The sequence below is a fragment of the Eubacterium sp. MSJ-13 genome, from assembly GCF_018918235.1.
Classification (GTDB): domain Bacteria; phylum Bacillota; class Clostridia; order Lachnospirales; family Lachnospiraceae; genus Butyribacter.
In genome coordinates this window covers 1-10,953 of sequence record NZ_JAHLQE010000130.1, presented here as the reverse complement: position 1 = coordinate 10,953, position 10,953 = coordinate 1, and the positions used below count along the sequence as shown (strand labels likewise).

The 10,953-nt window shown below is 35.6% G+C and carries 14 protein-coding genes; all 14 read right to left on the bottom strand.

Annotated features, from left to right (window positions below):
* Positions 1-150: 150 nt before the first annotated feature.
* The 14 genes from panC to KQI69_RS08065 all read right to left on the bottom strand — a co-directional run bounded on the left by panC (position 151) and on the right by KQI69_RS08065 (position 10,704).
* Positions 151-996: a pantoate--beta-alanine ligase gene (gene panC, locus KQI69_RS08130; protein WP_216564876.1), complete on the bottom strand. Its 846-nt coding sequence runs from the start codon at positions 994-996 to the stop codon at positions 151-153.
* Positions 997-1,251: 255 nt separating this feature from the next.
* A complete protein-coding gene (gene panB / locus KQI69_RS08125) occupies positions 1,252-2,079 on the bottom strand; it encodes a 3-methyl-2-oxobutanoate hydroxymethyltransferase (protein ID WP_216564875.1) in 828 nt (275 codons plus the stop codon).
* Positions 2,080-2,404: 325 nt separating this feature from the next.
* The gene (locus KQI69_RS08120; RefSeq protein WP_216564874.1) at positions 2,405-3,316 is read right to left on the bottom strand and encodes a Rossmann-like and DUF2520 domain-containing protein; all 912 of its coding nucleotides are present in this window, start codon (positions 3,314-3,316) and stop codon (positions 2,405-2,407) included.
* A gap of 119 nt (positions 3,317-3,435) precedes the next feature.
* Positions 3,436-3,714 carry a DUF4160 domain-containing protein gene (locus tag KQI69_RS08115; RefSeq protein ID WP_216564873.1) on the bottom strand — a complete coding sequence of 93 codons (279 nt, stop codon included), beginning with the start codon at positions 3,712-3,714 and terminating at the stop codon, positions 3,436-3,438.
* Positions 3,707-3,976, bottom strand: coding sequence for a hypothetical protein (locus tag KQI69_RS08110; RefSeq protein WP_216564872.1), 270 nt, complete (start codon positions 3,974-3,976; stop codon positions 3,707-3,709). Before KQI69_RS08110 ends, KQI69_RS08115 begins: the two co-directional genes overlap by 8 nt.
* A gap of 184 nt (positions 3,977-4,160) precedes the next feature.
* On the bottom strand, positions 4,161-4,913 hold the full coding sequence (truA, locus tag KQI69_RS08105) for a tRNA pseudouridine(38-40) synthase TruA (protein ID WP_216564871.1): 753 nt from the start codon (positions 4,911-4,913) through the stop codon (positions 4,161-4,163).
* Between the two features lie 319 nt (positions 4,914-5,232).
* The gene (locus tag KQI69_RS08100; protein WP_216564870.1) at positions 5,233-5,547 is read right to left on the bottom strand and encodes a hypothetical protein; all 315 of its coding nucleotides are present in this window, start codon (positions 5,545-5,547) and stop codon (positions 5,233-5,235) included.
* On the bottom strand, positions 5,544-6,098 hold the full coding sequence (locus tag KQI69_RS08095) for a hypothetical protein (RefSeq protein WP_216564869.1): 555 nt from the start codon (positions 6,096-6,098) through the stop codon (positions 5,544-5,546). Before KQI69_RS08095 ends, KQI69_RS08100 begins: the two co-directional genes overlap by 4 nt.
* A 110-nt stretch (positions 6,099-6,208) precedes the next feature.
* Positions 6,209-6,781 (bottom strand): hypothetical protein, encoded by a 573-nt coding sequence (locus KQI69_RS08090; RefSeq protein WP_216564868.1) that lies wholly within the window; start codon positions 6,779-6,781, stop codon positions 6,209-6,211.
* 60 nt (positions 6,782-6,841) lie between these two features.
* Positions 6,842-7,366, bottom strand: coding sequence for an RNA polymerase sigma factor (locus KQI69_RS08085; protein ID WP_253289063.1), 525 nt, complete (start codon positions 7,364-7,366; stop codon positions 6,842-6,844).
* A gap of 138 nt (positions 7,367-7,504) precedes the next feature.
* Positions 7,505-7,927: a GNAT family N-acetyltransferase gene (locus tag KQI69_RS08080; RefSeq protein WP_216564867.1), complete on the bottom strand. Its 423-nt coding sequence runs from the start codon at positions 7,925-7,927 to the stop codon at positions 7,505-7,507.
* Between the two features lie 57 nt (positions 7,928-7,984).
* The gene (locus KQI69_RS08075) at positions 7,985-8,371 is read right to left on the bottom strand and encodes a helix-turn-helix domain-containing protein (RefSeq protein WP_253289062.1); all 387 of its coding nucleotides are present in this window, start codon (positions 8,369-8,371) and stop codon (positions 7,985-7,987) included.
* 106 nt (positions 8,372-8,477) lie between these two features.
* Positions 8,478-8,873, bottom strand: coding sequence for a pyridoxamine 5'-phosphate oxidase family protein (locus KQI69_RS08070; protein ID WP_253289061.1), 396 nt, complete (start codon positions 8,871-8,873; stop codon positions 8,478-8,480).
* Between the two features lie 124 nt (positions 8,874-8,997).
* The gene (locus tag KQI69_RS08065; protein ID WP_216564866.1) at positions 8,998-10,704 is read right to left on the bottom strand and encodes an AAA family ATPase; all 1,707 of its coding nucleotides are present in this window, start codon (positions 10,702-10,704) and stop codon (positions 8,998-9,000) included.
* Between the last annotated feature and the right edge of the window lie 249 nt (positions 10,705-10,953).

Below are 10,953 nucleotides of genomic sequence, written 5' to 3'. Positions count from 1 at the left end.
TCAGAAGTGGCTTGTACCCCTCCTGATACAAGCAAGTCCCCACCCCCACTTATTGCTCAACGCAATAAAAATGGGGGACTTCCTTGATAGTGTTAAAATATCCTGTACAATAACATATATTGCTATCTGCTTTTGACCCTCACATCATAATTATTTTTCAATGATAAAGTTATCAATAAGTCTTGTCTTTCCAATGTATACTGCTATAGCTGTAAGCACAGGTCCATCAATCTTTTCTACAGGCTCAAGTGTGTTCCAGTCAACAACCTCAACATAATCAATCTTTGCAAGAGGTTCTTTCTCTATTATATCAGTAATTGTTTTCTTTACCTTTGCCGCATCTTTCTCGCCATCTTCAACAAGTTTTCTGCCCTCTTTTAATGAACGGCTGAGTACAAGTGCCGCCTTGCGCTCGTCCTCATTAAGATACGTGTTTCTTGAACTCTTTGCAAGACCATCTTCCTCTCGAATGATAGGACAGCCAACGATTTCGATACCAAAACTAAGGTCATTTACCATATGTCTGATAACTGCAAGCTGCTGCGCATCTTTCTGTCCAAAATAAGCTCTGTCAGGAGTTACGATATTGAATAATTTTGCAACAACAGTACAAACTCCACGAAAATGAATAGGTCTTGTTTTTCCACAAAGACCGCCTGTAAGCGTATTCATATCAACAAATGATGAGAAATTATCGTCATACATTTCCTCCGGTTCAGGATGGAATATAAGAGCTGCACCCGCTTTCTCACAAAGAGCTGCATCCCTGTCCATATCCCTCGGATAACTCTCTAAATCCTCTGTAGGACCAAACTGCATAGGATTTACAAAAACGCTGACAACAACTTTGTCATTCTGTTCAACTGCTTTGTCTATAAGACTCTTATGTCCCTCATGAAGATAACCCATAGTAGGTACAAGACCAACCGTAAGACCTTCCTTTCTCCACTCTCTAACCTGTTCTCTGACTCTCTTAATACTACCTGTAATTTCCATTGTTTACGCTCCAATCTATTTATAATTAAAAATGATTTTTTAACTCTATTCGTTATATTCTTTTATATTTATTGTGCAGTTATAATAAATAATATTAGCCAACATTTTGTCACCGTCAGCACTTGATAGTGGCCTTGTCAATCTTTATGTGCTGCTACAAGTGATAACATAGCAAAAGCGTGCCGTCGGTATTATTTTATTATAACTGTGCAATTCACACATTCTAAATTATTTTCACAAATTTGATACAAAAAACTAATATAGTTTTTCCAAAACATCATCATCAATCTTAAATGTATGCTCCGGTGCCGGATATGTACCTGCTGAAACCTCACTGATATAATCCTTAAACGCCTGCTTCATCACATCACCCACATTTGCAAATTTCTTGACAAACTTAGGTACATAATCTGAAAACATTCCAAGCATATCCTGATATACAAGTATCTGTCCGTCACAGCCTGCTCCTGCACCGATTCCGATAGTTGGAATATCAAGTTTTTCAGTAACGATCTTTGCAAGTTTTTCAGGAATACATTCAAGTACAACTGCAAATGCTCCTGCTTCCTGTACTGCAAGTGCATCCTCAATAAGTTTCTTTGCCGCTTCCTCTGTTTTTCCCTGAACTCTGTTGCCGCCAAATGCATTTACAGACTGTGGCGTGAGTCCAAGATGAGCCATAACAGGAATTCCTGCTTCAGTTATTGCCTTTATCTGTGGACACACACTTGCTCCACCTTCAAGTTTAACTGCTCCTGCACGTCCCTCTTTCATAAGACGGCCCGCATTGATAAGTGCATCTCTTGTTCCTGTCTGGTAAGACATAAACGGCATATCTATAACAACCATAGTATCACTTGTTCCTCTGGCAACTGCTGCCCCATGATGTATCATATCTTCAACAGTAACGGAAATCGTATCTTCATAACCAAGCATTGTATTTCCAAGAGAATCCCCGACAAGAATAGCATTTATCCCTGCTTCTTCCATAAGTCTTGCTGTTGAATAATCATAGGCGGTAAGCATTGTAAGTTTTTCACCTTTTTCCTTTGCCATCTGAAATGTTCTTACTGTGTTTTTCATAATTTAATTCCTTTCCGAATACCCGCCTTTTATGGTCAGGTTTCTTTACATTGACAGAATTTTCAACATACTTAAATTTCATAATTACTGTTCGACTGACAGTAATTTTATATTTTGAGGAGTATCGGATTATTTTTCGACAACTCACTTCCACATCTCTGTTTTCTTTTCTGATACTCTGTAACTTAAGCCACAATATCAGACCATACTTTCACAGATATTTTTTTGTATCTAAAGTGGCCTGTCATCCCTCGAACCTAAATGTTCGGGATTTTGCCAGCTAAATTATAAATTTCTCAAAACTAATAATAATTTTATCAGTTTTTTATTCCGAAAAAATCTCCCTTAACTCACTGTAATCCCTGTCGGGATTTTTTTTCTCGGACATATTAACAAGCCTTTCTCCGACACTTTTATATATCCTAAGCACATTCTCATCATCAAGTGCTTCAAGATGTTTTTTAACAGTTCCTGTATCATTCCTTATAACAGGACCTGTGAGTGCATCTAAAGTTCCATTTTCAATCACAGATTTAACATTTCCCATTGTCAATGGTCCTAAAAGAGAAACCGCATCTTCGTCGGTAAATCCACAGTCTTTCAAAAGTCCAAGTGCAACATCAAAAATTCCGACAACATAATTACTTGCAAATGCCGCCGCCGCATGATATTTCACTTTATCACAAGCCTTTAACATAAAAATCTTATGATGTAATTCATCTCCAAAAAGCTCCTGCATCACCTTTACTGCCTGTCTGCTTCCTTCCATTGTGAGCCTTGCCGTATTTAATTGTTTATATGATGTGAATTTGTCGCTGAACGCATACATAGGATGAATAGAAATCTTTTCTGCCTTTGTTTCCTCTATTCCTGAAAATATATCAGATGATAATGAACCGCTAAAATGACATATAATCTTTTGATGCAGATCATAATTTTTAATCTGCTCCCACACTTTTGAAATACTATCGTCGGGTGTCGTTATACATATAACATCACATTCATTCACCAGTTCTTCCGGCGAAGCATATGCTTTTGAATTTGTAAAAGTCGCCGCAATGTCAGCGCTTTCTCTGGTTCTGCTATAATAACCTTTAATCTTCGCAATGCTGCTGTTTTCACACAGATATTTTCCCATGCTGCAACCAACAGCTCCTGCCCCTATAAAACCTATATTTATATTACCACCTCCACATTTTGCAGAGGTCACATTATCCCTGATGCAGTTTCTTTTCATTCTATATCCGAATACCGCTCGCAAATGAGATAATAGCACAATCCAAGGTGCATTGCAAGTGTGGATGGAGTTTTCATATATACCTGATTTCCACAAGCAAATCAAATATTTTAAAAATATCAACAATAAAATTTAATGTCATCCGTCACAAATGCTTTTTTCCACTTTGCACAAATCAAGAAAAACTGAGCAGATATGAACTCCATTAACTCATTTAACTGTTTATTAGGTATTTTACTTCCATTGCTTGCCAAAATGCATCCACCTGACCTCGTCAGCCATATCTTTGTTGCATTTGGTGTAGGTTTTCCTTTTGCTACATGAACATGAATGGGTTCTCCGTTTTCATTTGACCAAAAATAAACCGTATAACCACTTACCATAAATAATTTAGGCAATATTAATTCCCCCATTCTCAGCATATTTATATAACAGGTGTGCATTGCTGTGTAAAATTTCTTCAAAAAAGGCAATTTCCTCATCAGAATATCCCTCTCGTTCTGTCCAATTATAATCAGGCAATTCACACCTTGCCGAGTCAAAACCGTTTTCAGTTGGTCGTTCAAAATTTACAATTACTTTTTTCTTTCCATCCTCTTCAATTATATGAGAATGTACAATTTCTGTTTGATCTGCCAATGTCATATACGGATACATCATATTACCCCTCCATTCTTGTGCCGTTGTTCTACAATAACTTATTTTTATTATATCACAAATTTGCAAGACAAGAGAGCTTGTTCTCTTGTACCAAATTTGTGAACGACAAAATCTTATAGCACGAAGTGCGACAGATGCAAAGCATCTGGATTTTGGAGTTATTATATCACAAATTCGCGAGTTTTCACACATACCTGATTTCCACAAGTTTTAGTCCCTTAGCTGGTGCTGTCGGTCCTGCTTCTTTTCTGTCAGTGGATTTTATTATATCTTCCATCTGCTCCGGTGCTATATTTCCTTTTCCCACTTCAAGAAGTGTTCCTGCGATTATGCGCACCATATTGTAGAGAAAACCATTTCCGTTTACCCGTATTTTTATCAGCCTGTTATTACCCCCAAGTTCCAAGCACTCAACTTCCAAACTGTATATTGTCCTTACTGTAGTTTTTACCTGTGCTCCTGCCGAACAAAATCCTGCAAAATCATGTTCTCCTATAAACGCTTTGCACGCTTTTTTCATTGCTTCTATATCAAGTTTTCCATAGTCAAAATGCGCCGTATTCCTGTATTCGGGCAATGGAAATTTTCTGTTTAATATAGTATATTCATATGTTTTTCTGCACTCATGATAACGGGGATGAAAATCTTTACCTACTTCCTCTGATTTCTGTATTATTATATCCTCAGGAAGCCGCTGATTTAATGCATATGAAAATTTTTCTCCGGGGATGCGGCTCTCTGTATCAAATACAGCCACATTGCCGAGTTCATGCACTCCCGCGTCTGTCCTGCTCGCCCCTATAACCTCTATCTGCTCTCCAGTAAGTTCCGATATTGCCTTATTTAATTCCCCCTCTATCGTATCAGCATTTGGCTGCACCTGCCAGCCATGATAATTCGTGCCGTCATAAGCAACTGTTAATTTTATTCGTTTCATTGTATTCTCCAAACTTTATATCAATATACTTTATTTAATTTTAATTGTCATTTATTTTCAATTCAAGTAAAGTATAATAGCATTTAACCCTAAAAACAATAAAAATATAGCTATATTCTACTTAATCTATTATTTTTATCTTCCCCCAATACACAGCTAAAAATAAAGATTATTATTCTGACCAAAGGGCGTTAGAACTATGCCGGCACTTAGTGGGCGTATTTAAGCCCACTTATGTACTGCTGCATAGTTCTCCGAGCGAAAGCGTCCCTGAGATAGAATAATAATCTTCATTTTTAGCTTCCGTATACCACATACCCTACCACAACCACCATTTATCAAACGCATCCTTCGGTATATGTGAAAATACCATATCAGCTCCCGCCATACACATTGCAAAGAAAACTATCATTATCAATATGACCATTGCTGCAAAATCATATGTTCCCGATTTTTCAGGTGCAAAAAAACTGTAATATAATATCTCACCGCCAAGAACGATAAGTATCAATGGCCAGAGATGAAATATAAGCATATAGTTGAGTACACCGCCAAATATATGAACAAGAAACAATACTCCAAACACTACGAGCGAAATGCCTAATGTAATCGTACCTACTCTACGCTGTCTCATTTGTCATCTCTCCCCTCAAAATACTTTTCATCGTCATCAAAATCTATTTCCTGCTTTTTTCCCGCTATCATTCTAAATCCGACAGCTATTATAGCAAACGCAACAATAAACTGTGGTATATAATGCAGTAAAAATTGATTTACCTCATATGATATATATATTCCCATCCCTAAAAGTGCTGAAATAATACTGTTAAACAGCATATATACACCGAAACATATAAGAATTATTGCCAAAATCTTTCTTCCCTTACCCTTTGGCAGCTTCGGCAGACAATCCAAATTGTCTCCCCAGATATAATTATCTTCAAGTCCGGCAAATTCTTCATCAGGCAATGAGTTTTTGTTCATGGCATCAAAAAATGCATAGAACCATACAATTATTGCTGCTACTGCAAAACATTCCAGATATAACCAATTAGATATAACTATAATTCCTAAAAACACTGTCATAAGGCTGACGCCTTCTTTAAAAAATCCTAAAAACATCTGTCCCGCTCCCGGCATACACGAAAAACAAAATGTTAAAAACTTATTTCTTTTATGTGTCATAATGATCCTCCAACTTATATTAATTTTTAGCATTTGCGAAACTGTCATTATCAATAATTAAATTATACAGCTATAACATAGTCTATAAGCAGTTTCACAATTACCTAATACTATTTTTTTATCTGCAAGAAATTCCGCAGATTTTTAAAAACCCTATTTATACTAAAACTTTCTCTCCCACTGTTTTCCCTATTTTTTTCTATAAATTTTTTTCTTTCTTCCTCCTGCTTTTTTTTCATTTCTAACTGTTTTTTATCATACTTCGACTTCTCTGCCATGACACCCTTTTTAGTATCACCTATGCCAAGACCCAAATTTACATTCTGTTCTACTTCTTCAATAACCTCTCCCGCACCTGTCAGATTTTGTGAATATAAGCCGTTTGACAAATTAACAGTAACCAAAAGTCCAAGTGCCATGCACATTCCAAGTGCAACTCTTGTACAATATCCATAATATTCCTTTTTCCTGTCGCGTCTTGTCGGTATTTTCTCTGCTTTTTCCAAAATTCCCGCCGTAACCCCACGCGGCAGCTTTATCATCTCAGTCTCAGGTATACCCGATGCAAATCTTCCGGCACAATATTCACATTTTGCAATGTGGGTAAGCATACTGATTTCTTCATCCTGTCTTAAATCATGCATATAGTATCTTTTAATCTGCTCATCGGTTATATGTGCCATAATAAACCTCCCTTCTGCACATGTTTTTTGTGCATACCAAGTTTGTGCGTTCTTTCTGACTTAATATACTGCCCGCCTTTTTTCCAATTTTTTCTGAAGCATCTTTTTTGCCCTTGAAATCTGTGTCTGTATCGTCTTTAGCTTAATACCACGATTCTCTGAAATTTCTTTTGCTGTCTTGTCACAGCAGTAAAATTCATAGGCAACTTCATTATACGGTGGTTTCAAGTCACGGCAGGCATTGCCTAGCTCTTCGTTTATCTCCTTTTCCAAAAATGATTCCTCAAGAGATGAAACTGTACCGACATTACTTTCAAGTATGTCATCTTCAGTCGGCATCTCTTTTCTTCTTTTTGATTTAAGAAGATCAAGGCATTTATTTGTAGCTATTTTGGTCAAAAAAGCCTTTTCATTCTGACCATCAAACCGGTCAAGCACCTTATAATATGTTAGAAATGTTTCCTGTGTCATATCCTGTGCATCAAAATAATCCCCCAACATACGATAGCAGATTGAAAAAATAAGTTTTTCATATTGCTGCATAGATTTTTCAAGCTGCATCATATGTATGGTATTGTCCGCCAAGCCTCATCACCTCCCGTTCTTCCCTCTTCATTATACTTAAACGAATGAGATTTTGAAAAACCTTCAAAAAAAGAAAAAAATATACAGAATTAAAAATTTATTTCAATCCTGTATATTCAAAAACACTTTTTTAATGATTTAATCATGCTGTTTAATCTTATTCCCATAATTGCAAATCTGTATCGCCGCCCCATTTTCAATCACCGAAAAACCATGCTTCTCATAAAAAGGTACATTATTTTTATCCTCGGGCATCCCCTCAATATATAAAAAATCTTTGTACTTTTCTTTTATATATTCTATCATCCTGCCTGCGATCCCCTGTCCATGATAATCAGGATGCACCAGCACATAATGAACCTGAGCAAGCATCTCTGTATCATCAAGAACCCTTGTCAGACCTACAAGTTTATCCCCATCCCACACCGTAAGGACTGTAGACGAATTCATAAGTGCCTTATGTAAACGCTCCGGATAATTTGCTGAAATCCATCCAACAGATAAAAATAAATCCTGAACCTGCCCTTTTGTAAATATTTTTTCCTCTGTATATTTTAACATAATTTTTAAACCTCTCTTATCTTTTATGCCTATATGTAGCAGCCAATTTTTCAAGAACTACCTAATTCCATAGTCACACTTCTGGCATTGTGACATTTCATTTTCACTGTCTTCCTTATAGAAAATCCCCGACCATCTGCATATACTCTGCAATATCGGCACGACTGATTTTCCTTTTTCGGTAAGTGAATACTCTACTCTCGGTGGAATTTCATCATATGACTTTCTGTCAACTATGCCATCTGATATCAAATCCTTCAATGTTGCCGCAAGCACCGCATCTGTGATATTAAACATTTCTTTTCTTATCTCGCTGTAGCGAAGTTTCTCATTTGCTGATAAAACACATATAATTCTTGACTTCCATTTTCCACCAAACACAGCAAGACCATATTCAAGCGGACACCTGATATCATCTTCAAGTTTTTTCTTATATTTAGCCAAAAAAATACCCCCAATCTATTTTATAATGATGCTATTTTTCACAATCATCTTAATTATAGTTTGAGGGTACTATTTTTTAAAGTTACTATCAAATTTATTAGTGTTTTTAAATCTCTTTCTTATTATCTGCTCCCGGAGTTGTAACAATCACTTTCTCAGGCGAAATTATAAGTGCTCCCTTTGCAGTAGCCGCACCATTAAACATCTTTTCAACCATTGCCTTAAATGTATTTACAAGCTCGCCTTCCGTAACATATTCTGCCTTCCCCTTAATCTGATATCCCTCAAGGGTTTTGGCATCATATGCAGAAATTGCAATCTTTCCGTCATTTGCCTTAATGTTTTTTAATGTGGTCTCAAGAAATACATCTCCTACAACAAGTTTTCCATCCTCTGTAACATCCTTAAACGCAACAGGAACTACATTAGGCTCACCCTCCGCACAGGTTGCAAGATCCCACATTCCATTTTTTAATACTTTAATTACTGACTCATTCAACATTTAACTACCTCCATTTTATGAACTATTTTGTTTATCAAGCACATAATAATGGATTTACTTTTAATTTTAAATATATTAGCAAATTTGTAAGTCACTAATAAATTTATTAGTAAATAACTAATAATTATACTCCATCTATCAACACCTCTTTGCCTTTAAATGCAAATCCATAATGGTGGATGTTTTCTTTGTTTACTCCTCTTTTTATAAGTTCTGCATCATAATCTTTCTCTTTTATCTGCTGCAATGCTGACTCAACTGTTTCCTCTAAGCTGCTTTCTTTTCTAGGATTTATTACTTTAAATTCTATGACTATTCCCGGATATTTTATATTTTCTTTGTCCACAGGTTCAAGCATTATATCATATCTTCCATAACCGCTTTCTCTGTTTGAGTTTATGATATAATTTTCTGTCTGGTCTACCATAAGTCCTAGCACAAAACCATGATAGAAATTCTCAGTTGCTTTTTTATCCGATGTATGCTTTCCTGAATCAAATGAACTAAATGTTTTTAATGCTACATCATTCATATATTCATTCATGCTTTCTACATCTCCGCTTATAAGTGCCCTTATAAATTCATTTGTTTCCATTTTTGCAGAATTGAACCATCTGAGTATCATATTTTCAAACATTAGCTGTATTTCCAAGTTTGTTAGTGTAAGTTTATACCTTCTTACTTTCCTGCGGTTTCCCGTAAGCGGTTCTGCTGATACTACCTTAAGATACCCACTTGCGAGCATAAGACTCCACACTGCATCCTCCGAATAATCAAGTTCTGAAAATACAATCTGCTCATCTATTGGCACTTCTATCATCTCCTCTTTTAGAAGTGATTCCATAAGCATTTTTATATACGAACTTCCTTTTTGCACTAAATTGTTTATAAGCCCGTTTGAACTTGAGTCTGCCCAATATGTTTCCAAACTCTTAAATTTCAAAAAGTTTATTATTGACCACGGATTGTAAATATCTTTTTTGTCTCCAAAAATAAACCCGTCATACCATGTCTTGACTTCCTGTTTTTTATCAGAAAGTCCCTGTTCATCAAGTGCGTTAAATACTTCTTCTTCTGTAAATCCAAATGCTGTCTCGTATTGGTTTGATGTAGTTGTAACTACGACCAAGTTATTAAGGTCTGAAAAGATGCTTTCCTTTGAGACACGAGTTATTCCTGTCATTATTGCTCTTTCAAGATAAGGATTTGTCTTAAATGTAGAGTTGAACATACTTCTTGTAACTGCCACAAGTCCTTCCCAATAACCGTTTACATATGCCTCCTGCATAGGAGTGTCATATTCATCAAGTAAAACTATTACCTTTTTTCCATAATATTTCTGCATAAAGCAGCACATCTGGTTTATAGCTGTGCTTAATATGGCATCAGACATCTCCATACTCACACTTCTAAAAAATTTCTTTTCATTTTCTGTTAATACACCACTATCATATAAATATTCATTTTCATTGTATAACTTTATTATCTGAAAACATATCTGCTCTCTTGCAGATTCAAAATTTTTTGTTTTAATTTCCGCAAAACTTAAAAATATGACAGGATATGCCCCCTGTAATTCACGATATCTTTCATCTTTCCAGATATCAAGCCCTTCAAATAAATCCCCTCTGTCTTTATATCCATTTGAAAAGAAACATTTTATCATATCCATGTTTAAGGTTTTTCCAAAACGGCGTGGACGGGTTATTAATGTCACTACATCATAATTATCCCACCATTCTTTTATAAATGAAGTCTTGTCTATATAAAAATTATTCTTTTCACGTATAGATTCAAAACTTTGATTTCCTATACTTATAATTTTTGCCATATACTCCCTCCTATTCCTAATTGCACGCACATTACCGTAACTTAATAAGTTACATTTTATCATTCAACTTTGGGTCTGTAAAGTTTACATATCTGTTCATTTTAATAATTAGAAAATGCCTTATGATTCATTTAGTGTTTTTATTTATCTTTTTTAACACGCCGTGAGCAAGAAATCCCCCACTTCTATAAGGAAGCCACTGAAAAAGTCCTTTTTAGTGATAGTATACTACTATATATTGTTATTGAT

Excerpts from the sequence above, each read along its gene's own strand:
- panC (WP_216564876.1), bottom strand. The coding sequence starts at position 996 with ATGGAAATTACAGGTAGTATTAAGAGAGTCAGAGAACAGGTTAGAGAG.
- panB (WP_216564875.1), bottom strand. The coding sequence starts at position 2,079 with ATGAAAAACACAGTAAGAACATTTCAGATGGCAAAGGAAAAAGGTGAA.
- KQI69_RS08120 (WP_216564874.1), bottom strand. The coding sequence starts at position 3,316 with ATGAAAAGAAACTGCATCAGGGATAATGTGACCTCTGCAAAATGTGGA.
- KQI69_RS08110 (WP_216564872.1), bottom strand. The coding sequence starts at position 3,976 with ATGATGTATCCGTATATGACATTGGCAGATCAAACAGAAATTGTACAT.
- truA (WP_216564871.1), bottom strand. The coding sequence starts at position 4,913 with ATGAAACGAATAAAATTAACAGTTGCTTATGACGGCACGAATTATCAT.
- KQI69_RS08100 (WP_216564870.1), bottom strand. The coding sequence starts at position 5,547 with ATGAGACAGCGTAGAGTAGGTACGATTACATTAGGCATTTCGCTCGTA.
- KQI69_RS08095 (WP_216564869.1), bottom strand. The coding sequence starts at position 6,098 with ATGACACATAAAAGAAATAAGTTTTTAACATTTTGTTTTTCGTGTATG.
- KQI69_RS08090 (WP_216564868.1), bottom strand. The coding sequence starts at position 6,781 with ATGGCACATATAACCGATGAGCAGATTAAAAGATACTATATGCATGAT.
- KQI69_RS08080 (WP_216564867.1), bottom strand. The coding sequence starts at position 7,927 with ATGTTAAAATATACAGAGGAAAAAATATTTACAAAAGGGCAGGTTCAG.
- KQI69_RS08070 (WP_253289061.1), bottom strand. The coding sequence starts at position 8,873 with ATGTTGAATGAGTCAGTAATTAAAGTATTAAAAAATGGAATGTGGGAT.
- KQI69_RS08065 (WP_216564866.1), bottom strand. The coding sequence starts at position 10,704 with ATGGCAAAAATTATAAGTATAGGAAATCAAAGTTTTGAATCTATACGT.